Annotated in this window: 23 protein-coding genes; 13 read left to right on the forward strand and 10 right to left on the reverse strand. The window is 63.3% G+C overall.

Annotated features, from left to right (window positions below; all coding sequences use genetic code 11):
• Positions 1–29: 29 nt before the first annotated feature.
• The 3 genes from FNZ07_RS30590 to FNZ07_RS30600 form a co-directional block, all read right to left on the reverse strand.
• Positions 30–443, reverse strand: coding sequence for a gamma-butyrobetaine hydroxylase family protein (locus FNZ07_RS30590; protein WP_091011016.1), 414 nt, complete (start codon positions 441–443; stop codon positions 30–32).
• Positions 444–540: 97 nt separating this feature from the next.
• Positions 541–969: an HIT family protein gene (locus FNZ07_RS30595; RefSeq protein ID WP_091011015.1), complete on the reverse strand. Its 429-nt coding sequence runs from the start codon at positions 967–969 to the stop codon at positions 541–543.
• A 33-nt stretch (positions 970–1,002) separates the two neighbouring features.
• Positions 1,003–5,109: a DUF3683 domain-containing protein gene (locus tag FNZ07_RS30600; RefSeq protein WP_091011014.1), complete on the reverse strand. Its 4,107-nt coding sequence runs from the start codon at positions 5,107–5,109 to the stop codon at positions 1,003–1,005.
• Positions 5,110–5,662: 553 nt separating this feature from the next.
• Here FNZ07_RS30600 and ilvA point away from each other — a divergent pair.
• From ilvA to queF, 3 genes are read left to right on the forward strand one after another with little or no spacing between them, the layout of a single operon-like run.
• Entirely contained in the window at positions 5,663–7,186 is a 1,524-nt protein-coding gene (gene ilvA, locus FNZ07_RS30605) for a threonine ammonia-lyase, biosynthetic (protein WP_091011013.1), read from the forward strand.
• 18 nt (positions 7,187–7,204) lie between these two features.
• Positions 7,205–8,113, forward strand: coding sequence for a 5'-nucleotidase (locus FNZ07_RS30610; protein ID WP_091011012.1), 909 nt, complete (start codon positions 7,205–7,207; stop codon positions 8,111–8,113).
• Entirely contained in the window at positions 8,110–8,940 is an 831-nt protein-coding gene (gene queF / locus FNZ07_RS30615; RefSeq protein WP_091011011.1) for an NADPH-dependent 7-cyano-7-deazaguanine reductase QueF, read from the forward strand. Before FNZ07_RS30610 ends, queF begins: the two co-directional genes overlap by 4 nt.
• Before the next feature lie 21 nt (positions 8,941–8,961).
• Here queF and mtgA read toward each other — a convergent pair whose 3' ends face one another.
• The 5 genes from mtgA to mpl form a co-directional block, all read right to left on the reverse strand.
• Positions 8,962–9,687 (reverse strand): monofunctional biosynthetic peptidoglycan transglycosylase, encoded by a 726-nt coding sequence (mtgA, locus tag FNZ07_RS30620; protein ID WP_091011010.1) that lies wholly within the window; start codon positions 9,685–9,687, stop codon positions 8,962–8,964.
• Between the two features lie 49 nt (positions 9,688–9,736).
• On the reverse strand, positions 9,737–10,618 hold the full coding sequence (aroE, locus tag FNZ07_RS30625) for a shikimate dehydrogenase (protein ID WP_091011009.1): 882 nt from the start codon (positions 10,616–10,618) through the stop codon (positions 9,737–9,739).
• Positions 10,615–12,732, reverse strand: coding sequence for a ribonuclease catalytic domain-containing protein (locus FNZ07_RS30630; protein WP_091011008.1), 2,118 nt, complete (start codon positions 12,730–12,732; stop codon positions 10,615–10,617). Before FNZ07_RS30630 ends, aroE begins: the two co-directional genes overlap by 4 nt.
• Positions 12,733–12,863: 131 nt before the next feature.
• The gene (locus FNZ07_RS30635) at positions 12,864–13,466 is read right to left on the reverse strand and encodes a YqiA/YcfP family alpha/beta fold hydrolase (protein ID WP_091011007.1); all 603 of its coding nucleotides are present in this window, start codon (positions 13,464–13,466) and stop codon (positions 12,864–12,866) included.
• On the reverse strand, positions 13,463–14,872 hold the full coding sequence (gene mpl, locus FNZ07_RS30640) for a UDP-N-acetylmuramate:L-alanyl-gamma-D-glutamyl-meso-diaminopimelate ligase (RefSeq protein WP_091011006.1): 1,410 nt from the start codon (positions 14,870–14,872) through the stop codon (positions 13,463–13,465). The genes FNZ07_RS30635 and mpl overlap by 4 nt, the downstream gene beginning before the upstream one ends.
• Before the next feature lie 215 nt (positions 14,873–15,087).
• Here mpl and FNZ07_RS30645 point away from each other — a divergent pair, with 215 nt between their 5' ends.
• From FNZ07_RS30645 to FNZ07_RS30690, 10 genes are all read left to right on the forward strand, one after another.
• The gene (locus FNZ07_RS30645) at positions 15,088–15,741 is read left to right on the forward strand and encodes a UDP-N-acetylmuramate--alanine ligase (protein ID WP_091011005.1); all 654 of its coding nucleotides are present in this window, start codon (positions 15,088–15,090) and stop codon (positions 15,739–15,741) included.
• 10 nt (positions 15,742–15,751) lie between these two features.
• Positions 15,752–16,303, forward strand: a complete 552-nt coding sequence (locus FNZ07_RS30650) for a TlpA family protein disulfide reductase (protein ID WP_091011004.1) — start codon at positions 15,752–15,754, stop codon at positions 16,301–16,303.
• 194 nt (positions 16,304–16,497) lie between these two features.
• The gene (gene aroQ / locus FNZ07_RS30655) at positions 16,498–16,953 is read left to right on the forward strand and encodes a type II 3-dehydroquinate dehydratase (protein ID WP_091011003.1); all 456 of its coding nucleotides are present in this window, start codon (positions 16,498–16,500) and stop codon (positions 16,951–16,953) included.
• A gap of 71 nt (positions 16,954–17,024) precedes the next feature.
• Positions 17,025–17,498 carry an acetyl-CoA carboxylase biotin carboxyl carrier protein gene (gene accB / locus FNZ07_RS30660; RefSeq protein WP_091011002.1) on the forward strand — a complete coding sequence of 158 codons (474 nt, stop codon included), beginning with the start codon at positions 17,025–17,027 and terminating at the stop codon, positions 17,496–17,498.
• Positions 17,499–17,629: 131 nt separating this feature from the next.
• On the forward strand, positions 17,630–18,997 hold the full coding sequence (gene accC, locus FNZ07_RS30665) for an acetyl-CoA carboxylase biotin carboxylase subunit (protein WP_091011001.1): 1,368 nt from the start codon (positions 17,630–17,632) through the stop codon (positions 18,995–18,997).
• A gap of 2 nt (positions 18,998–18,999) precedes the next feature.
• Positions 19,000–19,902 (forward strand): 50S ribosomal protein L11 methyltransferase, encoded by a 903-nt coding sequence (gene prmA / locus FNZ07_RS30670; RefSeq protein WP_091011000.1) that lies wholly within the window; start codon positions 19,000–19,002, stop codon positions 19,900–19,902.
• A 50-nt stretch (positions 19,903–19,952) separates the two neighbouring features.
• Positions 19,953–21,167 (forward strand): zinc-ribbon and DUF3426 domain-containing protein, encoded by a 1,215-nt coding sequence (locus FNZ07_RS30675; RefSeq protein ID WP_091010999.1) that lies wholly within the window; start codon positions 19,953–19,955, stop codon positions 21,165–21,167.
• Between the two features lie 90 nt (positions 21,168–21,257).
• Positions 21,258–21,758 carry a thiol peroxidase gene (gene tpx / locus FNZ07_RS30680; protein ID WP_091010998.1) on the forward strand — a complete coding sequence of 167 codons (501 nt, stop codon included), beginning with the start codon at positions 21,258–21,260 and terminating at the stop codon, positions 21,756–21,758.
• Positions 21,759–21,849: 91 nt separating this feature from the next.
• Positions 21,850–22,788 carry a carbohydrate kinase family protein gene (locus tag FNZ07_RS30685; RefSeq protein ID WP_091010997.1) on the forward strand — a complete coding sequence of 313 codons (939 nt, stop codon included), beginning with the start codon at positions 21,850–21,852 and terminating at the stop codon, positions 22,786–22,788.
• Between the two features lie 49 nt (positions 22,789–22,837).
• Positions 22,838–23,314, forward strand: coding sequence for an outer membrane lipoprotein (locus tag FNZ07_RS30690; protein ID WP_091010996.1), 477 nt, complete (start codon positions 22,838–22,840; stop codon positions 23,312–23,314).
• 224 nt (positions 23,315–23,538) lie between these two features.
• On the opposite strand, the gene FNZ07_RS30695 is transcribed toward FNZ07_RS30690, so the two are convergent.
• Positions 23,539–24,084: a histone H1-like DNA-binding protein gene (locus tag FNZ07_RS30695; RefSeq protein ID WP_091010995.1), complete on the reverse strand. Its 546-nt coding sequence runs from the start codon at positions 24,082–24,084 to the stop codon at positions 23,539–23,541.
• A 30-nt stretch (positions 24,085–24,114) separates the two neighbouring features.
• Positions 24,115–24,429 carry a hypothetical protein gene (locus FNZ07_RS34215; RefSeq protein ID WP_091010994.1) on the reverse strand — a complete coding sequence of 105 codons (315 nt, stop codon included), beginning with the start codon at positions 24,427–24,429 and terminating at the stop codon, positions 24,115–24,117.
• Between the last annotated feature and the right edge of the window lie 91 nt (positions 24,430–24,520).

The raw sequence follows: 24,520 nt of genomic DNA on the forward strand, positions 1-24,520 counted from the left end.
CATCGTTGCGGCAGTCAGGCTGGATCGTATCAGTGACGGTGGCCGTGCGCTGCGGCCGGCGCGGCCATCGGTGCGTCGCGGTCGACACCGGCCGCTGCCAGTTTGGCGATGTATTCGGCCCAGAGTTCATCCTGACGAACTGCAAGGTCGTACAGCAGATCCCACGAATAAAGCCCCGTCGAATGCCCGTCGGAGAAAGTCGGTTGCAAAGCGTAGTTGCCGACGCCCTCGAGCGAGGTGATCGTGACGTCGCGCTTGCCCGTCTGCAGTGTTTCCTGGCCGGGACCGTGGCCGCGTACCTCGGCGGACGGAGAATACACGCGCAACAGTTCGAACGGGACCCGGTAGCTCGCGCCGTCCGCGTACTGCAATTCGAGCACGCGCGATACCGCATGCACGACGACGCCGGTTGGCACCGGCGTGTCGGGAGTCAATCCACTCATATTGGCCTCGTAAGAAAAACGCCGGGCCGCCCCGGGGTTTTCTCACTCCCTCGGGGGGCTGGCGCGAAGCGACAGGTTTGGGGAGCGCTCAATCCGCTCACGCTAGAGCAAGTTCGATTTCGCTGCGTACCGCGTCGCGCAGCAGTGTGGCCTGCGCGCGGCGCGACGCCAGCAGCGCCTCCGACACCGTGCGCTGGCGCGGCGCCCAGATCGGCAGCGGGAAGTGGGCGTCGTTGGAAAAGCGCGGAATGACATGCCAGTGCACGTGCGGTACCTGGTTGCCGAGGCTCGCGAGATTCACCTTGACCGGTTGCAGCACACGCCGCATCGCCCGTTCGACCGCATAGACCGCGCGCATCACACGGTCGCGCTCGGCGGCGGAAAGATCGGAAAACTCGGCGACGTGCGCACCCCAGATCACCCGGCAAAAGCCCGGATAGTCCTGCTCGTCGGCCAGGACGACACGCAGCGTGTCGTCCTTCCACAGCACATCGCCGCCATCTTCGCGGCAGAATATACAGTCCATGGTCGTCCTCGGACGGATACGTAATGCGTGCAATTAGACCAGCACGCGCTCGATTCCGCCATTGTTCGCCCGTTGCACGTAGTCCGCCATCCAGTTTTCGCCCAGCACGTGACGCGCAATTTCGACGACGATGTAATCGGCTTCGATGTTCGCGTCCTCGTTGTAGCGCGATAACCCTTGCAGGCAGGACGGGCAGCTCGTGAGGATTTTTACGTCGGGCTGGCCCTTGGCGCCGCTCGCACCGTTCGTACCATTCGCGCCGTTCTGCTGAACCGCATCCACCGTCTGCGGCACAGCACCCGCGCTGCCCACACCATTCGCGCCGTTTCCGCCAGCCGCCGACAGCACCGGAATATCCCGCAGTTTCGCCGCGCCCTTGCGGATTTCCTCTTCCTTGCGGAACCGCACCTGCGTCGAAACGTCCGGCCGCGTGACCGCGAGCGTGCCCGACTCACCACAGCAGCGATCGTTCTTCTCGATCGTGTAGCCGTCGTTGGCGGAGCCCATCAGCTCGTTCACAAGCTTGATCGGGTCCATCGTCTTGATCGGCGTGTGGCACGGGTCGTGATACATGTAGCGCGTACCCGACACGCCATCGAGCTTGATGCCCTTCTCGAGCAGGAACTCGTGAATATCGATGATCCGGCAGCCCGGGAAGATCTTCTCGAATTCGTAACCGGCGAGCTGGTCGTAGCAGGTCCCGCACGACACCACCACCGTCTTGATGTCGAGATAGTTCAGCGTATTCGCGACGCGATGAAACAGCACGCGGTTATCGGTGACGATCTTCTCGGCCTTGTCGAACTGGCCCGAACCGCGCTGCGGATAACCGCAGCACAGATAGCCTGGCGGCAGCACGGTCTGCACGCCCGCTTCCCAGAGCATCGCCTGGGTCGCGAGACCAACCTGCGAGAAGAGCCGCTCCGATCCGCAACCAGGGAAGTAGAACACCGCTTCGGAGTCAACGGTAGTCGTTCCTGGATTGCGGATGATCGGCACAACCTTGTTGTCTTCGATGTCGAGCAGCGCCCGCGCCGTCTTCTTCGGCAGGTTGCCCGGCATCTTCTTGTTCATGAAATGGATCACCTGCTGCGTGACCGCGGGTTTGCCGACCGTCGCGGGAGGATGCGCGGTCTGCTTCTTCGTGAACTTCTTCAGCACGTCGTTGCCCAGGCGCTGCGCCTTGTAACCGATGCCCATCATCGCAGTGCGCGCGAGATTGATGGTCTGCGGATTCGTCGCGTTCAGGAAGAACATGCCGGCCGCATTGCCCGCGTTGAACTTCTTCTTGCCCATCTTGCGCAGCAGGTTGCGCATGTTCATCGTCACGTCGCCGAAGTCGATCTTCACCGGGCACGGCGTCACGCACTTGTGGCAGACGGTGCAGTGATCGGCGACATCGTTGAACTCGTCCCAGTGCTTGATCGACACGCCGCGGCGCGTCTGCTCTTCATACAGGAACGCCTCGATCAGCAGCGAGGTAGCGAGAATCTTGTTGCGCGGGCTATACAGCAGGTTCGCGCGCGGCACGTGGGTCGCGCACACCGGCTTGCACTTGCCGCAGCGCAGGCAGTTCTTCACCGAATCGGCGATCGCGCCGATGTCGGACTGCTGCATGATTAGCGATTCATAGCCCATCAGCCCGAAGCTCGGCGTGTAGGCGTTGCGCAGATCCGCGCCGGCGAGCAGCTTGCCCGCATTGAAGCGCCCGTGCGGATCGACGCGCTGCTTGTACGCGCGGAATTCGCTGATCTCTTCTTCGGTCAGGAACTCCAGCTTCGTAATACCGATGCCGTGCTCGCCGGAAATCACCCCATCCAGCGAACGCGCAAGCTTCATGATGCGTGCGACTGCCGTGTGGGCGTCCTGCAGCATCTCGTAGTTGTCGGAGTTGACCGGCAGGTTGGTGTGCACGTTGCCGTCGCCGGCGTGCATGTGCAGCGCGACGAACACACGGCCGCGCAGCACCTGCTTGTGGATCGCCTGAGCTTCTTCGAGGATCGGCTTGAACTCGCCGCCGTTGAAAATCTGCCGCAGTTCCGCGCGAATCTCCTGCTTCCACGACACACGTACCGTGCGGTCCTGGGTGATGTCAAACACCGTCACGCCCGGTTGCTCGTCGACGCGATCGGCGAATTTCTCCGCGAGCCCCGCATAGCCGAGTTGCACCATGTAGTGCTGCGCCTCGCGCAACGACATATCGAGCCGGTCGCGCAGAAACTCCCAACGCGCCCGCACGGCTTTGAGCAGATCGAGCGCCTGCTGCACACGGTCTTCAAGCAGTTCGGCGCTCGGAATCTCGTTCGCGTCGTCGCTCTTGCCGAGCGGCAGCTTGCCCGACTTAAAGAACACCTCGAGCGCGTCGAGCAGTTGTAGCTTGTTCTTGATCGACAGCTCGATGTTGATCCGCTCGATACCGTCGGTGTATTCGCCCATCCGGTTCAGCGGGATCACGACGTCTTCGTTGATCTTGAACGCGTTGGTATGCTTCGCGATCGCGGCCGTGCGGCTGCGGTCGAGCCAGAAGCGCTTGCGCGCTTCCGCGTTCACCGCGACGAACCCTTCGCCGCTCTTGCCGTTGGCCATGCGCACGACTTCCGAGGTCGCGGCAGCCACCGCATCCGCATCGTCACCGACGATATCGCCGATCAGCACCATCTTCGGAAACGCATTGCGCTTCGACTTGGTCGCATAGCCGACCGCGCGCAGATAGCGCTCGTCGAGATGCTCGAGACCCGCGAGTATCGCGCCGCCCTGCTTCGAGGTTTCGAACAGGTAGTCCTTGATCTCGACGATGCTCGGAATCGCCTCGCGCGCCTGACCGAAGAATTCGAGGCAGACCGTGCGTATATTCGCGGGCATCTTGTGCAGCACCCAGCGCGCGGATGTGATGAGCCCGTCGCAGCCTTCTTTCTGCACGCCAGGCAAACCGGCGAGGAATTTATCGGTAACGTCCTTACCGAGCCCTTCCTTGCGGAACCGGCGCCCTTCGATATCGAGCGCTTCGGTACGCAACAGCTTCTCGCCCGGCGCATATTCGCCGTCGAACCACTTCAGTTCGAAGCGCGCCACTGCGATGTCGTGAATCTTGCCGAGGTTGTGATCGAGCCGGGTGATTTCGAGCCAGTTGCCTTCGGGATCGACCATCCGCCACCACGCGAGATTGTCGAGCGCGGTGCCCCACAGCACGGCCTTCTTGCCACCCGCATTCATCGCGACATTGCCGCCGATACACGATGCATCGAGCGATGTCGGATCGACCGCGAACACATAGCCCGCCTGCTCGGCGGCTTCGGTCACGCGACGCGTGACGACGCCCGCGCCGGAATAAATGGTCGGCACCTTGCGCGCGACGCCGGGCAGATCCGTCAGTTCGACGGCGCCGAGCTGTTCGAGCTTTTCGGTGTTGATCACGGCGGAGAACGGTGTGAGCGGCAGCGCGCCGCCCGTATAGCCGGTACCGCCGCCACGCGGAATCACGGTGAGTCCGAGTTCGAAGCAGGCCTTGATGAGACCGGCGATCTCTTCCTCTGTGTCCGGTGTCAGCACGACGAACGGGTACTCGACGCGCCAGTCGGTGGCATCGGTGACGTGCGAGACGCGCGACAGGCCATCGAACTTGATGTTGTCCTTCTGCGTCCGGCGGCCCAGCACTTTGGTCGCGCGACGGCGCAGTTCTGCCATCTTGTCGAATTCGCCGGCGAACGCATCGATCGCACGGCGCGCGGCGACGACCAGCGTTTCCACTCGAGCGGCACGACCCACACCGGCCTCGTCGCCATGCGCGGTCAGATCGGCACGACGACGTTTTTCGATTTCGTTGAGACGGTGATTGAGTGCTTCGATCAGCAGCGCGCGGCGCTTCGGGTTGTCGAGCAGATCGTCCTGCAGATACGGATTGCGACGCACGACCCAGATGTCGCCGAGCACTTCGTACAGCATCCGTGCCGAGCGACCGGTGCGGCGTTCGGCACGCAGTTCGGCGAGGGCATTCCACGCTTCATCGCCCAACAAACGGATGACGATTTCGCGATCGGAGAACGACGTGTAGTTGTAGGGGATTTCGCGCAAGCGCGGTTCCGGATCGGCGGCCACCGCGGCAGCGGCCCCGTTGGGATCGAAAACTTGAGGTGCGTTCATGTTCGGACGACTCGGTAGGTCAGCGGCGTACCTCTCGACGAGAGGCCCGCTGACGATGCGCGTGGGGCGCAATGCTTGAAAATCTTCTTCTCTGGAGTGCGAAGCCCTGCCAGCGGATGACACACGCTGGCCGCTTCGCGGCGCTCAGATACCGCTACACGATCGTGCGTGCCGCACATGCCGCTGCGCCGCGGGACGGGACTCACGCGGTGCGGGCATTAAATGGGCGATCTGAGGCTGCCAGTGCATCTTCCGATCCTTGTTCCAAAACCGGATTCTACCGCATGATCGGCGCCCACGTCGGAGCCTGTATCGCGCTGCAGCAGGCATTCGCAGGCACCGCCGGAGCCCGCTGACCGGGCGATTCGGCGACCGGTCGGTCGGCTATGCGGTCGACGTATCGGCGAACCTGTGAATGGCCAGCACAAGGCAAACGCATTCGCCCAACCCGGGCGGCAAGCACCGAGGTTAGGTCCTGAGCGCGAGCGGTTGGCGCTATCATTGGCCTTTTACGTCATTTACCGCCTTTTCAAGCGCATTACGCGCCACTCGCATGGCTTCTCACGACTATTTAAAGAAAATCCTCACCGCGCGCGTCTACGACGTGGCCCGCGAAACCGAACTGGAACCTGCACGGAATCTGTCCGCACGGCTGCGCAATCCGATTTACCTGAAGCGTGAAGACAACCAACCGGTGTTCTCGTTCAAGGTGCGCGGCGCGTACAACAAGATGGCGCACATTCCCGCCGACGCGCTCGCGCGCGGCGTGATTACGGCGTCGGCGGGGAATCATGCACAGGGCGTGGCGCTGTCGGCGGCGCGCATGGGCGTGAAGGCGATCATCGTCGTGCCCGTTACGACGCCGCAGGTGAAAGTCGATGCGGTGCGTGCGCACGGCGGCCCAACGGTCGAAGTCGTGCAAGTGGGCGAGTCTTACAGCGACGCGTATACCCATGCCGCGCAGTTGCAGGAGGAGCGCGGCCTCACGTTCGTCCATCCGTTCGACGACCCGTATGTGATCGCCGGCCAGGGCACCGTCGCGATGGAGATCCTGAGCCAGCATCAAGGCCCGATCCACGCGATCTTCGTGCCGATCGGCGGCGGCGGGCTCGCGTCCGGCGTGGCGGCGTACGTCAAGTCGATCCGGCCGGAGATCAAGGTGATCGGTGTCCAGACCGACGACTCCTGTGCGATGGCGCAGTCGATCAAGGCCGGCGAGCGCGTCACGCTCAACGAAGTCGGCCTGTTCTCCGACGGCACCGCTGTCAAGCTGGTCGGCGAAGAAACCTTCCGCCTGTGTCGCGAGTATCTCGACGACATCCTGATCGTCGATACCGACGCGCTTTGCGCAGCCATCAAGGATGTCTTCCAGGACACGCGCAGCCTGCTCGAACCGGCCGGCGCGCTGGCGGTCGCGGGTGCGAAGCAGTATGTCGAGCGCGAAGGCATCGAGAACCAGACGCTGATCTCGATCACCTCCGGTGCGAACATGAACTTCGACCGGATGCGTTTCGTCGCCGAACGCGCCGAAGTCGGCGAGGCGCGCGAAGCGGTGTTCGCCGTGACGATCCCCGAAGAGCGCGGCAGCTTCAAACGCTTCTGCGAACTGGTCGGCACGCGCAGCGTCACCGAGTTCAATTACCGGATCGCGGATGCGAGTTCCGCGCAGATCTTCTGCGGCGTGCAGATCAGGAATCGCGAAGAATCGGCGGAAATTGCGAGGAATTTCGAGGCGCACGGCTTCGCCACCGTCGACCTGACCGGCGACGAACTGTCGAAGCAGCACATCCGCTATATGGTCGGCGGCCATTCGCCGCTCGCGCATGACGAACGCCTGTTCCGCTTCGAGTTTCCCGAGCGGCCGGGTGCGCTGATGCGTTTCCTGTCGTCGATGGCGCCGAACTGGAATATCAGCCTGTTCCATTACCGGAACCAGGGTGCGGACACCAGTTCGATCCTCGTCGGCATCCAGGTGCCGGCCACGGAAGACGCCGCGTTCAACCGCTTTCTCGCCACGCTCGGTTATCAGTATTGGGACGAAAGCGCGAATCCGGTGTACCGGTTGTTCCTCGCGTAACCCGGAGCCGCCGCGCAGATGCCGATTTCGCTCGAAGACAAACTGGTCGTCGCGATCTCGTCGCGTGCACTCTTCGATTTCGAGGAAGAGAACCACGTCTACGAGGAAGGCAACCTGCGCGCGTATGAAGCATTACAGCGCGCGCGTCTGAATGTGCCGGCCAAACCGGGCGTTGCGTTTCCGCTGATCCGCAAACTACTCGCGCTGAATACCGGCGAGCATCGCGTCGAAGTGGTGATCCTGTCGCGCAGCGATCCGATCAGCGGATTGCGCGCATTCAGTTCGTGCCGCGCGCACGGCCTCACCGTCGAGCGCGGCGTTTTCACACGCGGGCGGCCGCCGTTCGCGTACCTGAAGCCGCTCAATGCATCGCTATTTCTGTCAGCGAATCAGGACGATGTGCGCGATGCGCTGGCCGCCGGTTTTCCAGCTGCGCGCGTGTTGCCGCAATCGGCGAAAGTGGCCGGCAAGTATCCCGACGAAATCCGCATTGCCTTCGACGGTGACGCCGTGCTCTTCTCCGACGAAGCCGAACGCGTGTTTCAGAAAGACGGCTTGCGCGCGTTCGTTGGTCACGAGATCGACAACAAGGATCTGCCGTTAGCGGACGGTCCTTTGAAACCACTGCTAGGCGCATTGCACCGCCTGCAAAAACTCGCCGACGAAGCCTCGCCGATGCGCATCCGCACCGCGCTCGTCACCGCACGTTCGGCGCCCGCGCACGAACGCGCGATCCGTACCTTGATGGCCTGGAACATTGAAATCGACGAAGCGATGTTTCTGGGCGGCCTCGACAAAGGCGCATTCCTGCGCGAGTTCGAGCCGGATTTTTTCTTCGACGATCAGATCAGCCACTGCGAATCGGCCCGCGGCGTGACAGCGACCGGGCACGTCATGAGTGGCATCGTCAACGCACCAACACCATGAACACGACTCCCGAACACTCGCCGCTAGGCAAAGCCACCGCTTACACCGAACAGTACGACGCCAGCCTGCTGTTTCCGATCGCGCGCAACCTCGCGCGCGAACAGATCGGCATCGGCGCGCAGTTGCCGTTCTTCGGCACCGACATCTGGAACGCGTATGAGCTATCGTGGCTCAATTCGCGTGGCAAACCGCAGATCGCGATCGCGACCGTCTACGTCCCCGCCGATTCCGCAAACATCGTCGAGTCGAAGTCGTTCAAGCTGTATCTCGGCTCGTTCGCGCAAACCGTGTTCGATTCTGCCGACGCCGTACGCGACACAATTCGACGCGATGTATCGGCCGCGTGCGGTGCGACCGTTTCGGTGCATTTCGCGTCGCCGTTCGAATTCGGCAAGCTGCAACTGGAGGAATTTGATGGACTGTCGCTCGATCGGCTCGATCTCGACACGGACGTTTATCATCCGGACCCATCGCTGCTGAAGTCCGCTTTGACAGAAGCACCGGTAGAAGAAACGCTGATATCCGACCTGTTGAAATCGAATTGCCCGGTGACCGGGCAACCGGATTGGGGCAGCGTGCAGATTCACTACGTCGGCCCGCAGATCGATCATGCTGGGCTATTGCGCTACCTGATCTCGTATCGCAATCACACCGGTTTTCATGAGCAGTGCGTCGAGCGCATCTTTATCGACATCATGCGTGAGTGCCAGCCGCTGAAGCTCGCGGTCTACGCGCGCTACACGCGCCGCGGCGGTCTCGACATCAACCCGTTCCGCACGAACTTCAATCAGCCGATGCCCGACAATCTGCGCACCGCGCGGCAGTGAACTACTGCGCGGCGTGAACGTTCAATCGTCCGGCAGTTCGGCCGTGCCCATCCGGTGTGCGATCACACCAGCGCGCTGCCTGAGGTACGCCGAACCACGATGCTCGTCGAAGTATTTGGGTCGCGGCAGCATCACCGCAAGCCGCGCCGACTGCCAGCCATTCAGCTTCGCCGCTGACGTGCGGTAGTAGTAATGCGCGGCTGCTTCCGCGCCGTACACGCCGTTGCCCCACTCCACCGAATTCAAATAGATCTCGAAGATCCGCTCCTTGTCCATCAGCGTTTCGAGCATCCACGTGATGATCAACTCCTGCCCCTTGCGGATGTAGCTCTTTTCCCGCGACAGGAACAGGTTGCGCGCCAGTTGCTGCGTAATCGTCGAACCGCCACGGACAATCTTGCCGCGCGCCTTGTTCTTCTCCCACGCCTGCAGGATTGCGTCGGTCTCGTAGCCGTTGTTGTTGACGAAGTTCGCATCTTCGGACGCGATGATTGCGCGCTTCAGGTTGTGCGAGATCTGGTCGTACGGGACCCATGTGTGCTGGATCGACAGATCGGGGCGATCGTCGGACAGGCGCCACGCGTCGGAACGCATGAATGCGGTCGAGCCTGGATTCGCGTAGTTCCACACGGCGATCTGCGCGAAGTAGAACGCCTGCGTCGCGAACCACGCCACGGCGAATACCGCGATCACATAAGCGATCCACCGGAACGGACCGGGCCGGCGTACGGGCATGTCTGCGGTCATGGCGATCGGTTTCCTTCGTTCGATGGATGCGGCTGCGAAGCAGATAAGGTTAGCTGCGATCCGGGGCCGCGAGCATCTCGCGTAACGCCCGCAGAACCGGCGCGCCATCCGGACGCACGCCGCGCCACACGTAGAACGATTCGGCGGCCTGCTCGACGAGCATGCCGAGCCCATCCGCTGCCCGCGCGCCGAGCGTCTGGGCGTGCTGCATGAACACGGTGGGTTGCGCGCCGTACATCATGTCGTACGCAAGTGTGTCGCTGCCAAAAGCGCGTTCGTCGCACTCGGGCAAGGCCGCGTCGAGGCTGCCGGCTGTCGCGTTGACGATCACGTCGTAAGCGGCATGCTCTACCGCCGATGCACCGCCACCTGTCAGACGGCAGCCGCTGTCGTGGGCCGCCTGCGTGAACTGGGCGACCAGCGTTTGCGCTTTCGCCGCGGTTCGGTTGACGATGGTCAGCGTATGCGGACGTTGCTCGAGCATCGGCAGCACCACGCCGCGTGCGGCACCACCTGCGCCGAGCAGCAGAATGCGTGCGCCCTTCAGCGCAGTGCCGAGATTCACTTCGATGTCGCGCACGAGGCCGAAGCCGTCGGTATTGTCGCCATAGATGCCGGCGGCGTCGAAGCGCAGTGTGTTGATCGCGCCGGCTGCGGCCGCGCGCGGCGACAGCGTATCGGCGAGCGCATGTGCGTCGAGTTTGAACGGCACAGTCACGTTGAGGCCGCGACCGCCCGCGTCGATGAACTCGCGCACCTGCTTCGCGAACGCATCGAGCGGGGCTAGCAGATGGCCGTACTCGATGGGCTCGCCCGTTTGCTCTGCAAACCGCGCGTGGATGAACGGCGACTTGCTGTGAGCCACCGGGTTGCCGATCACCGCATAGCGCTCGCGTGCGGATGCGTGCGGCGCGGCCGTCGATGCCTTCATCGTCCGGGCTCCGCGGCGGAATGATCGGCGGAGGCGTTCTCGTCGGTTTCCTGCGGTGCGGCGTTGTCTTCGGCTTCTTCCGTACCGTCTGCTTCCGCCTCAGCTTCGCTTTCCGCCGATTCATCCGCCGCGTCGACGAGGTCCTTGCCGCTTTCTTCGTCTTCTTCGTCAGTCTCTTCCGCTTCTTCCACCTCCGCACCGCTCGCGACAGTCGGCGCATCGAGCACCTGCAACAGCCGCACCGATGCCTCAACCGTCAACTCGTCGAGCGACATCACGTCGAGCAGCAGACGCGTCCCACGCGCATGCACGCCGAGCCCAGGCACATGCAGCAGCAGCGGGATTTCGTCGAGCCGCACGAGGTCGCCCTTCACAACCGATGCCTCCACGTGCTTGCGATTTTCCTGGTGCAGCCAGCGCAGGCACCAGAAGTACTCCATGCGGCGCTGGTAGTCGGCATACGCGGAATACGTGTCGTCGAAGCCCTGGACGACGGCGTACAGATCGGCGTCCTTGGGCTTGAACGGCGCAGCGAGCTTCGCCATCACGCCATGCTGCACGCACGCGATCAATTGCCACTGATTGACCAGATCCACGTAACGGCGCAACGGCGACGTGCTCCACGCGTACTGCGATACGCCAAGCCCTTCGTGCGGCGCGGCGCTCGTCTGCATGCGCGTCCGCTTCGGGCCGCTCGGTGCGCCGAACGCGCGCTGCGTGCGATAGATACCCGGCACACCGTGATCGTGCAGGAACGCACCCCACGTCGAATTCGCGAGGATGGCGAGTTCGGCGACGATCGTGTCGAGCGGCGAGCCGCGGCGGCGCGGCGTGATGGTGATGTGCTCGCCATCGACATAGAAATTGAAGTCGGTATTGCGCTGCACTTCGCGCCGCAGGCCATAGCCCGCGCGCGCGACCTGGCGCTTTTCGAACAGCGCCTGCGCGAACGGCCAGAGCACCGCGATGTCGTCCTTGTGCGCGTATTCGCCCGTACCGGCTGCGAGCGCTTCTTCGGTCACGAGTTCGTCGAGCGTGTTGTGCCGCAGGTTGCTCTTCACGAACACGAGTTCGGCGCGCGTCTCGCTGGCGACGATCTCCTGCGTTTCGCGATTCACGATCACGTACAGCGACAGCGCCGGGCGCAAGCCGCCTTCGGCAAGCGTGAACACGTTGACGACGTCGTCGGGGAGCATCGTGATCTTGTCGCCGGGCATGTACACAGTGGAGAGCCGCGTACGCGCGATCGCATCGACGGCATCGCCGCGCTCGATACCGAGTGCCGGTGCCGCGATGTGCACGCCGATCCGCACGCGACCGTCGCCGAGATGCTCGACGGAGAACGCATCGTCGATTTCGGTCGTCGTCACATCATCGATCGAAAACGCCTCTACGTTGGCTTCCGGCAGGTCGTCGGGCAACGCGCGCACTGTCACGGGCGCAAAGCCGGTGCCGTGCGGGAAGAACTCGGACAGGAAGCGCGCCTCGTGCAGCGCGCGCGGCGACGAGATGCCGCCGCATTCGAGCATCAGACGCGGCATCGAAATGCCACGCACGGCAGCGGCCGCTTCGAGCGCCTTGTATTCGATCGTGTTCTTGTCGGGCTTTGTCAGCAGACCGAGCGCCTTGCCGGCGAACGCATCGGGAAGACGTCCGGCCTTCAGCTCGTCTTCGTAGCCGGCCTGCACGAGCGCCTGTTGACGCTTGCGCTCGAGCGAGGCGAGCGCCATCTTCAGTTGTTCTTCGGGCGCACGTTGATACTGGCCGCGTCCTTTGCGCCGGAAGTAAACCGGCGAGCCGTGCATGCGCAGCACGAGCGCGGCGCGCTCCACGGGCCCAAACGACGTGCCGAAATATTCGGCGCCCAGCGTGGCAAACGGAAACTCGTCTTCCGGCGCGCATTCCCACAGGAATTCGAGATCGATCCCCTGCGCAGTCGCGTCGGCACGCTCCATCAATTCGGCGGCAGCCGGCTTCTCGAATTCGATCAGCACGTCTTTCGAGCGCACCTTGGTACGCCGTCCGCCGGGCAACTCGACCTGAAACGCATCGCCCTGACGCGACAGCACACTGCCTGCCTTGAAACTACCCGATTCCTCGAAGAAAACGTTCACTCAGTACTCTCGTTCTGTCTTGCATCGGCCGCGACGCCCGTCATCGAGGGCGAGCGGCGGTTCATGTTGGTCGGTCGAGCCGGCGTGGTTACAAAAGCCACGCGCTGTCGCCGTGCTTCATTCAGTCTGCTTCAGGCCGCCTGCTTTGGTGCGGGCGGCTGTGCGTTCATCTGGTCGCAAAAAGCGAGCACGTCGTCGACGTACTGCGGAAACTCGCTGATCGCGTGGTCGCTGCCTTCGATCACCCGGGTCCGCGCGCCTGGATAATGCGCGAGCATTTCGCGGTAGTCGAGCACCTCGTCGCCGGTGGCGGCGATCAGATAATAGCGTTCGGGCCGCGTGATCGACGCGACACCGAGCGCACGCAATTCGTCGAGATGGCGCGCCTCGACGACGATGCTACCGCCGCCGTGCCACAACGGCTGCTCGCCGAGATACTGGCTCAGATCGCGCTGCGGCACGACCGCCGGATTCAGCAGCACCGCGGGCCAGCCGTGCTTTTCGGCCAGGTGTGTGGCGAAATAGCCGCCCAGCGAACTGCCGATCACCGTGACCGGTTGCGGCGGCGCAGCCGCTACCAGCGATTCGGCCAGCGCGATCGTTTCGAACGGCGACACCGGCAGCATCGGGCAGCACCACTCGTCGCTGCGCCCGAGTTCGGCGAGCCGTTCGGCAAGCACGCAGGCCTTGAACGAGCGCGGCGACGAACGGAAGCCGTGTAAATAGAGGATCACGCCGTGCCCCGCTCAGGTGCCGACGGGCGGGCGGACAACGCATCGAGCAGTTTCTGATGCACGCCGCCAAAGCCGCCGTTGCTCATCACGAGGACCTGATCGCCGGGTTGGGCCGCGGCGGCGACGGACTTCACGAGCGAATCGAGATTGTCGAACGCCTGTGCCTTGCCGCCAAGCGGCGCGAACGCTTCGGCGAGATTCCAGCCGAGCGCGTCGCGGCCGCTCGGTGCGCCGTAACCGAAGACGAGGTCGGCATCCGCCAGGCTGGCCGGCAATTGCGCCTTCATCACGCCGAGCTTCATCGTGTTCGAGCGCGGCTCCAGCACGGCAAGGATGCGCGTCCGGTCGCGGCCGACGCGGGCGCGCAAGCCCGCGATCGTCGTCTCGATCGCCGTCGGGTGATGCGCGAAGTCGTCGTAAACAGTCACACCGTCGATGCTGCCGCGCACTTCCATCCGACGTTTCACATTTCGAAACGTTGCGAGCGATTGTGCCGCCTGTGCGGGCGGTACGCCGACATGGCGCGCGGCGGCGATAGCAGCGAGCGCGTTCATGCGGTTGTGTTCGCCCTGTACCTGCCACTCGACGACACCTGCGCGCAGCCCGCCGTGATAGACGGCGAAACGCTCATCGACGGGCACGCCGTCGTCGGCGGGCAGTGCCTGCCAGCCACCTTCTACGCCGAATCGCTCCACTTCGCTCCAGCAACCGCGCGTAAGTACGCGTTCAAGCGCGTCGGCGCGGCCGTTCGTGACGATCCGTCCAATACCAGGAATGGTCCGCACCAGATGATGGAATTGCGTTTCGATCGATGCGAGATCCGGGAAGATGTCAGCATGATCGAATTCGAGGTTGTTCAGCACAGCAGTCCGCGGCCGGTAGTGCACGAACTTCGAGCGCTTGTCGAAGAACGCGGTGTCGTACTCATCGGCCTCGATCACGAAGAAGCTCGAATCGGTGAGCCGCGCCGAAACGCCGAAATTCAGCGGCACACCACCGATCAGGAACCCCGGATTCAGACCCGCATCTTCGAGCAGCCACGCCAGCATCGACGTCGTCGTGGTCTTGCCGTGCGTACCGGCCACCGCCAGCACCCACTTGCCATTCAGCACGTGTTCGCCGAGCCATTGCGGACCGGACACATAAGGCATACCGCGATCGAGAATCGCCTCCATCAGCGGATTGCCGCGCGTGACGACATTGCCGATCACGAACAGGTCGGGCTTCAGATCGATCTGTTCGGCGCCGTAACCCTCTATCAGGCGGATGCCTTGCGCCTCGAGCTGGGTGCTCATCGGCGGATAGACACCGGCATCGCAGCCGGTCACGGTATGGCCCGCGCCGCGCGCCAGCACCGCGAGACCGCCCATGAACGTGCCGCAGATGCCGAGGATGTGGATGTGCATAAGCCTGTCGTGCCGCGCGGGCGTGTTTTTGCGTGGGAAGGAGGGGCGCAGGAGGGGCCTAACGTTCGCGTCAAGCTCGTGTAAAGCTCGCGCGCAGCCCGTCTGCAAAGGACGCTATTGTAACCGACGGCCTCGCGCGACCCTATGCCCCGGACACGCCCGGCAGCCGGGCGTGTCCCAAAAGGAGCGACAACATTCTCTAGTATGATTGCCGGATGGTTCGCAAATCACATTTCGATCCGCAGCGGGTCCGCGAAGAGATCGCGATCGCCGCTGCCAGGATGATCGCCGAAGACGGTCTGGACTACTCGACTGCGAAGCGCAAGGCTGCGCGGCAGATCATCGGGGAAACGCGCGTTGCCGGCGAATGGCTGCCGGATAACGACCAGATCGAAGAGGAAATCCGCGAGTATCAATCGCTGTTTCAGGGCGAGAGCCAGCCGGCCGTGTTGCGGCGGTTGCGCGAAATCGCCCTCGACTGGATGCAGCGGCTCGCGCCGTTCAATCCCTATCTGACCGGCGCGGTGCTGAGCGGCACCGCGGGCGAGCACTCGGACATTCATCTGCAGGCGTTTTGCGACAACCCGAAGGAAGTCGCGATCTATCTGCTCAACGCGAACATGCAGTACGACGTATCGGAAACACGGCATTTCGCTGGCCGCGGCGACGTCGAAACCTTGAGCTTTCTGTGGCGCCCGACGAACGAAGAGCGAGACGCCGAGCCGGTCGGCATCCATGTCGCGCTTTACGACGCCGACGACCTGCGCGGTGCGGTGCGTGCCGATGCGCGCGGCCGTCAGGCACGCGCGACTGCACAGACGGTACAGGCCCTGCTCGACGAAACCGGCGCTCCTCCCACCACTAACTAGACAGATATCGATGAACACCAGACGCATTTTCGCGTTCCTCGCCGTGGCGGCCATCGCCGTCGTCGGTGGCGTAACGGCCGGGCACTGGCTGCGCGGCGGAGCGGGTATCGAATCGGCCGACGCCGCGTCGCCCTCCCAGGCGAATGCGGTCGCGCAGTTGTGGGCCGCGCCGGTTACGAGCGTCGACGGCAAGGCGCAATCGCTGAGCCTCTATAAAGGCCACCCGGTCGTCATCAATTTCTGGGCTTCCTGGTGCGGCCCGTGTGTCGAAGAGATGCCGACGCTCGCGCAACTTCACCACCAGTACGCGAAAAAAGGCATCCAGTTCGTCGGACTTGGCGTCGATTCCGATAAAAATGTGCAGGCTTTCCTGCAAAAGGTGCGGGTCGACTATCCGGTCTACGTGATCGGTTTCGGTGGCGCCGACCTGGCACGCGCGTTCGGTAACATGGCGGGCGGCCTGCCTTTCACCGTGGTGATCGACGCAAAAGGCAATATCCGCTCGACAAAATTGGGGCAAATTCAGCCTAAAGAGCTGGAGCAAACGCTCGACGCGCTCTAGATCTCATAATTTTTTATCGTCCAGTTATAGTCGGAACGCACTCGATTGGCCGCAAATCGCCCGAAATTACCGGGAGATGAGGCTCTCGATGCACAGCGCAAGCAGGGCCGGATCGTCATGTCACGCAGGGAAACTAGACAAATTTCTCTAATCAGCGCTAAAGTGCGCCCAATTCCACGGAAAACGAAGCGACCATGACGCGACTGCTGGTACTGCACGGCCCTAACCTCAATCTTCTCGGTACCCGGGAACCCGAGGTCTATGGCCGTGTGACGCTCCCGCAGATCGATCAGGCGCTGGCCGACCGTGCAGCCGATGCTGGCGTGGAATTCACGTCGTTCCAGAGCAACCACGAAGGTGCGCTGGTCGACCGGATCCAGTCTGCCAGGCTCGAAAAGACCGATTTCATTCTGATCAATCCCGCTGCCTACACGCATACCAGCGTGGCAATTCGGGACGCACTGGCGGGGGTCGGCATTCCGTTCGTCGAGATTCATCTGTCGAACGTGCATCGCCGCGAACCGTTCCGGCATCACTCGTATCTCTCGGACCAGGCTGAAGGCGTGATTTGCGGCCTCGGCTGGAAGGGATATCTGTACGCACTCGAATTCGCGCTCGACCGGCTTGCCGCCGGTACGCAGCACGGCTGATTCCAGACCGCTCTATTCAGGATCGGCGACCGACGCCGCCGGTCCTCCACGCATTGAAAAGGGGATGCCCGATGGATTTACGTAAACTGAAGACTCTGATCGACCTCGTTTCCGAGTCCGGCATTTCGGAACTCGAAGTGACAGAAGGCGAAGGCAAGGTCCGCATCGTCAAGAATGCGGCACCGGTTTACCTCCAGCAGCCGTCCGCCTACGCACCGCAATATGCCGCCGCACCGCCCCCGGCACCGGGCGCAGTCGGCGACGCCGCTGCCGGCGCGGCACCGGCTACGCCGGCAGCCGCCGCACCGCAGGGTCATGTCGTGACCTCGCCGATGGTGGGCACGTTCTACCGCTCGCCGTCGCCGGGCTCCGATCCGTTCGTCCAGGTCGGCGACACGGTGAAGGAAGGCCAGACGCTGTGCATCATCGAAGCGATGAAGCTGCTGAACGAAATCGAATCCGACGCATCGGGCGTCATCAAGGAAATTCTCGTCGAGAACGGGCAGGCGGTCGAATACGGCCAGCCGCTCTACGTGGTCGGCTGACGCGGCGCGCGTTACAGCCGCCGTCCGCGCGCCCGCAGCTGTCCGGTGCGCGTCCGATCCTCTAAGGCTCTTGCGCGTGCCGCTCTTTCGCAAGACTCGCGCAGCGCCCATTGATGAGTCGAAAACCCGCTATGTTTGAAAAAATCCTCATTGCCAACCGCGGCGAAATCGCGCTCCGTATCCAGCGCGCGTGCCGTGAGCTCGGCGTCAAGACGGTCGTCGTCTATTCGGAAGCCGACAAGGAAGCCAAGTACGTGAAGCTCGCGGACGAGGCGGTGTGTATCGGCCCGGCCCCGTCGAACCTCAGTTATCTGAACATGCCGGCGCTGATCAGCGCGGCCGAAGTCACCGACGCCGAAGCGATCCACCCGGGCTACGGCTTCCTGTCGGAGAACGCCGATTTCGCGGAACGCGTCGAGCAATCGGGCTTCGTGTTCATCGGCCCGCGGCCCGAGACGATCCGCCTGATGGGCGACAAGGTCTCCGCCAAGCAGACCATGATCAAGACCGGCGTACCGTGCGTGCCGGGTTCTGAAGGCGCGTTGCCTGAAGATCCGAAGGAGATCGTGAAGATTGCGCGCACGGTCGGCTACCCGGTGATCATCAAGGCAGCGGGCGGCGGCGGCGGTCGCGGCATGCGCGTGGTGCACACGGAAGCGGCGCTCGTCAACGCGGTCATCATGACGCGCGAAGAAGCGGGCCGCGCGTTCGGCAATCCGCAGGTCTACATGGAGAAGTTCCTCGAGAACCCGCGGCACGTCGAAATCCAGATCCTCTCCGATTCGTTCAAGAACGCCGTATGGCTCGGCGAGCGCGACTGCTCGATGCAGCGTCGCCACCAGAAGGTGATCGAAGAAGCGCCGGCGCCGGGCATCGCGCGACGTCTGATCGAGCGTATCGGCGATCGCTGCGCCGACGCGTGCAAGAAGATGGGCTATCTCGGCGCGGGCACGTTCGAGTTTCTGTACGAGAACGGCGAGTTCTACTTCATCGAAATGAACACGCGCGTGCAGGTCGAACATCCGGTGACCGAACTGATCACCGGCGTCGACATCGTGCAGGAACAGATCCGCATCGCGGCCGGCGAGAAGCTCTCGTTCCGCCAGCGCGATATCCAGTTCCGCGGCCATGCGATCGAATGCCGGATCAACGCCGAAGATCCGTTCAAGTTCACACCGTCGCCGGGACGTTTGACGTCGTGGCATATGCCGGGCGGCCCCGGCATCCGCGTCGATTCGCATGCGTACAACGGCTATTTTGTGCCGCCCAACTACGATTCGATGATCGGCAAGCTGATCGCCTACGGCGCGACACGCGACCAGGCAATCAGGCGGATGCGTATCGCGTTGTCGGAAATGGTCGTTGAAGGCATCCAGACCAACATCCCGCTGCATCGCGAGCTGATGCTGGACGCGAAGTTCGTCGAAGGCGGCACCAGCATCCATTACCTCGAAAACCGTCTCGCCGCGAAGCAGCAGGCAGCACCGGAAGAAGCGTGAGCATGAGCTACCGGGAACTGATCGTCGAGATGGAGCGGGAACGCGCCGAGGCGCTGTCCGACGCGCTGCTCGAACTGGGCGCGCTGTCGGTATCGGTGGAAGACGCCGACGCCGATACACCCGACGAACAGCCGCTCTTCGGCGAACCCGGTCTCACACCCGAGCGCAGTGCGTGGCAGCACTCGCGCGTGATCGCGCTGATGGCGCCCGAAGCCGAGCCGGCTGTCCTGCTGGCCGCTGCCGTCAATACACTTGAGCTCGCCACGACACCGCCGTTCACCGTGCGCGAGGTCGAAGAGCAGGACTGGGTACGCCTCACTCAGTCGCAGTTCGATCCGATCGCAATCGGCGAGCGCATCTGGGTCGTACCGTCGTGGCACGACGCGCCCGATCCGGACGCGCTCATTCTTGAGCTCGATCCGGGTCTCGCGTTCGGTACCGGCAGCCATCCCACTACGCGACTCTGCATGGAATGGCTCGAGCAGGCCGTCAAGCCCGGGCAATCGGTGCTCGACTACGGCTGCGGCTCCGGCATCCTCGCGATACTCGCGAAAAAATGCGGCGCGGACCCGGTGTTCGGCATCGATATCGATCCGCAGGCCGTGGAATCCGCCCAGCACAACAGCGCGCGCAATCACGCGGACGTGACCTACGGCTTGCCCGACAACTGCCCGCCAGGCGAGTTCGACATCGTCGTTGCGAACATCCTGTCGAACCCGTTGAAGCTGATGGCGTCGATGTTGTCGTCGAAAGTCAGGCCCGCGGGACGGATCGCATTGTCCGGCGTTCTCGCGCGACAGGCCGACGAAGTCGCCCGCGCCTACCAGCCGTGGATCGACATCGAAGTCTGGCGCGAACACGAGGGCTGGGTATGCCTTGCAGGAACGCGCCGCGAAAGCCATTAGAATAGGACGTATTGTTCACCTACCGGCCTTCTCAGGCTCCCCGGCTCGATATGCTCCTGGCAACGCGCTGTCCATTTTGCGAAACCGTCTTCCGGCTCCAGCCGGCACAGCTCGCGCTGCGTCGCGGTCTCGTTCGTTGCGGACACTGCCAGCAGGTATTCGACGCGACGAGCGGCCTGTATCAGCACGCTGAAGGCAGCGACTTTTCCACTGCTGTGCCGGTTGCTGCGGAAACTGCCGCGGCGCTGACGTCGGGCGCCGGTATGCCGCAGGATGCGGCGGCGCCCGCGCCAATCGTTCTGTCCGCACCTGAAACGGACGCAGCCGGCACCCCGAACTTCCGCGCCGAAGCATGGAACCCCTGGGCGCCGGCGCCCGATGCAGCAGTCGACGAAAACCTGCTGCACGACGCGTCCACGGTGCAGTTCAATCCGGCGGTCGTCGTGCCGGGTGCCATTCCGTATGTACCGCAACCGCCAGCCGTCGAAAGCAGCCGGCTGCCGGACGTAGTGCCCTCTACCGCTCCCTTCGAAGGCAACCCGCAACCCGCTGCGGAACACGCAACGCTCAACCCCGAGCCGGTCGTCGTCCACGACACCAACGCCTGGCACGGCGCAGAACCCGAGCTCACCGAAGCATCGTCGTCGGCGTTACTCACGCAGCCTGCGCTCGACGGCGAACCGCATTTCGGTCCGACCTCCAGCGAGCCCTTCGCCACGGCGTTGCCGCAAGACAGCGGCGACCACTTCGCGGTTGTCCGCGAAACCCGGGCGGCCGCGCCGCGCCGGCTCGGCTGGCGGATTCTCGGTAGCCTCCTGGCGCTCGCCCTGCTCGTGCTGCTGCTCGCCCAGCTCGCGTGGTGGCAACGCGAAACGGTGATGGTCTACTGGCCGCAGTCGCAGGCACTGTACAGGCAGGCCTGCGCGCAACTCGGCTGCACGGTGGCCGCGCCGCGCGACATCGACGGTTTGCAGGTCGAACCTTCCGATCTGCGCCAGGTGGACGGTCCGCACCGCCTCGAACTGAAGATGCCGCTGCACAATCGCTTCAACGTCGCGCTCGCTTATCCGGCCATCGAACTCACGCTGCTCGACGCGCAAAACAACGTGGCCGTACGGCGTATCCTGTGGCCTCAAGATTATGTGAAGCCGGGCACGCCGATCGCCGCCGGTCTGCCGCCGCGCACGACGCAAACGATGATCGTGCATCTCGACACCGGCAATGCAGTTGCAACGAATTTCCGCGTCCAGATCTTTTACCCGTGACGCATCTTTCGCAGCCTCGCATGCTTGGCTCTGCCGGGTCAGCGCAGGCTCGTTTTCCGTTCAATCCCTGAGTTATTTTCGGAGCACAACATGAGTCAAGTCACGCTGGGTGGCAACCCGATCGAAGTAGCCGGCACGTTCCCGTCCACTGGCCAGAAGGCGCCCGCCTTCTCGCTCGTCGGCAAGGATCTGAAGCCGGTCTCGCTGGCCGACTTCGCCGGCAAGCGCAAGGTACTGAACATCGTCCCGAGCCTCGACACGCCGACCTGCGCCACGTCGACACGCAAGTTCAACGAAGCCGCGGCGAAGCTGTCGAACACCGCCGTGATCGTCGTGTCCGGCGATCTGCCGTTTGCGGCGTCGCGTTTCTGCACGACCGAAGGCATCGAGAACGTCGTGACGGCTTCGACGTTCCGCGGTCACGAGTTCGCCCAGGCGTATGGCGTCGACGTCACGAGCGGCCCGTTGACGGGCCTGACGGCACGCGCTGTCGTCGTCATCGATGAAAACGACCAGGTCGTGCACGCGGAGCTCGTCGGCGAAATCAAGAACGAGCCCAACTACGACGCAGCGCTCAGCGCGCTGAAGTAAGCTCACTACCGGACACGATCACGCGCCGCGCCCTTTCGCGCGGCGCTTTCACATCGCCGTCCTCTCTTCGATTTCTACAGGAACGTTCGCCTTGGCTACGCTGATTTGCGGCTCGATTGCCTACGACATCATCATGAACTTCGAGGGCCGGTTTCGGGAGCACATCCTGCCCGACCAGGTCCACATCCTGAACGTCAGCTTCCTCGTGCCGACGATGCGCCGCGAGTTCGGCGGCTGTGCCGGCAATATCGGCTATTCGCTGCATCTGCTGGGCGGCGACGCGAAGATCATGGGCACGGTCGGTGCCGCCGACGCGCAGTCCTATATCGACCGGCTGGACCGCCTTGGGCTATCGAAGGAGTACGTACGGGTGCTGCCCGATACGTACACCGCCCAGGCGATGATCAGCACCGATCTCGACAACAACCAGATCACGGCGTTTCACCCGGGCGCGATGATGCAGTCGCACGTGAACCGCGTCGACGAAACACAAGGCATCACGCTCGGCATCGTCGCGCCGGACGGCTTCGACGGGATGGTCCAGCACGCCGAGCAGTTCGCGGCTACCGGCGTACCGTTCATTTTCGATCCGGGCCAGGGCTTGCCGCTCTTCGACGGCGCGTCGCTGCGCCGCATGATTGAACTTGCCTCGTATGTTGCTGTCAACGATTACGAAGCTAAACTGGTAAGTAGCCGGACAGGCTGGTCGATAGAAGAAATTGCTGGCCGCGTCGAGGCGCTGATCGTCACGCTGGGCGAGAACGGATCGCAGATCCATCATTCGGGGCGTATCGAAGACATTCCGGCGGTCACCGCACAGCGCGTGCTCGATCCGACCGGGTGCGGAGATGCCTTCCGTGGCGGCCTGCTGTACGGGATCGAGCGGAACCTGGGCTGGGCGACTACCGGCCGTCTGGCGAGCCTGATGGGCGCACTCAAGATCGAAACTCAGGGCCCGCAAACCTACGCGCCATCGCGCGCGGAGATCAATCAACGATTCAAGCAGGCGTTTGGTTACGACCTGCCGTAATTCGAGCGGGCACTTCAATGCCCGTTCGGCGTTTATCTGGAGTATGGGAATGAAAACAACGAATCGCCTCGTAGTGGCCGCAATCGTCGTCGGCACGCTCGCCATGTCGGGGTGCGCCTACAACAGCAGTTCGGCCGACGTGTACACCGCATCGCAGGCACAACGCGAAGAGACGGTCCGCATGGGCGTCGTCGACAGCGTGCGTGCAGTGCGCATCAGTTCCAACAACGGCCAGCCTAGCGGGCTCGGCGCACTCGGTGGCGGCGCGCTCGGCGCCGTGGCCGGCAGCGCGATCGGCGGCGGCCGTGGTTCGATCGTGACGGGCATCATCGGCGGTCTCGCCGGTGCGGTGGCCGGCAACGCCATCGAGAACGGTGTCGCCGTGCACAACGGCGTCGAAATCACCGTGCGTCTCGACAACGGCGATATCCGTGCGATCACCCAGAGCGCCAACGGCGAGATCTTCCAGGCCGGCGATCGCGTCCGTCTGCTCTCAAGCGGCGGCGTCACGCGCGTCACGCACTAAACTGGTTTTCCCCTAACCGCAGTACGCTGCGGCGACCTCAAAGCGCATGCGCTCCCCTGTGCATGCGCTTTTTTTCGCGCGTCGTTTTACCTCGACGCGTTGTGCCGCGTGCAAAACCAGGGCGAAAAAAATCCCGTCACCGGTCGCCCGGTAACGGGATGGATGACTGAGTAGCGCTACTCAATCATCGACACATCGCGATGTGTCGAATCGCTACAGCGCTGTTACGGACGGCTGCCGGTCGGGAACGGCCATGCAGCGGCCGGGTTCAACGCGGTCTTCACCGTTGCAGCCGGCGCGCTCGATGCAGCAGCGGGCGCAGCGGGAGCAGGTGCAGCCTTCTTCGTCACAGCCTTCTTCGCAGGCGCGGCCTTCTTGGCGGGGGCGGCCTTCTTGGCAGGCGCTTTCGCGGCCTTCTTGGCAGGGGCCTTTTTCGCAGCCTTCTTCGCGACCTTCTTGGCTGCAGCCTTCTTCGCAGGCGCCTTCTTCGCCGCGGCCTTCTTCGCTACCTTCTTGGCTGCGGCCTTCTTGGCCGGCGCTTTCTTCGCAGCAACCTTCTTCACTGCGACTTTCTTGGCAGCAACCTTCTTCGCTGCAGCCTTCTTCGCCGGTGCCTTCTTCGCAGCAACCTTCTTCACTGCGACTTTCTTGGCAGCAACCTTCTTCACTGCGACTTTCTTGACAGCAGCCTTCTTGGCCGGTGCCTTCTTCGCTGCAACTTTCTTCACAGCGGCTTTCTTCGCAACAGGTTTCTTCTTGGCAAGTGCCATCATGTGCTCCTTCAGGTTTTCAGATGAGGTTCAAACTACACACCCTTCGTCAAAACCCGCTTCTCGCTGGCGCTTCTCAAGGCGCGCGCTGCGAAGCGGGCTATTCATCGGCGTACGCAGGTGCTGCGCGCTTACGCTAATGAATACGGTAAGGCGCACCGTGCCTGAAGGCACCGTGCGCCAAGTCCACTCAGCGTCCGTTCCGGACGCCGGCAATCGCTTGATCGTGCCGCCGGCTCGCAAGCCAGCGGCGTTTTCCGGGGGGAAGTTTGCCCATCCCATTGAAGGGCTCGCAAAGTGCCTGTCATGTTTGTGGGCCGATAAGGCACCGGGCATGCTTTGCATCAGGCGTTCCTGCTCCTAACGTCGTGTGCCGGCACGGCGCGCTCGCGCCATTGGGCCGGCATCCCCATCGATGATTCCTGCCGCGAAGGGC

It is taken from the genome of Paraburkholderia megapolitana (genome assembly GCF_007556815.1).
Taxonomy (GTDB): domain Bacteria; phylum Pseudomonadota; class Gammaproteobacteria; order Burkholderiales; family Burkholderiaceae; genus Paraburkholderia; species Paraburkholderia megapolitana.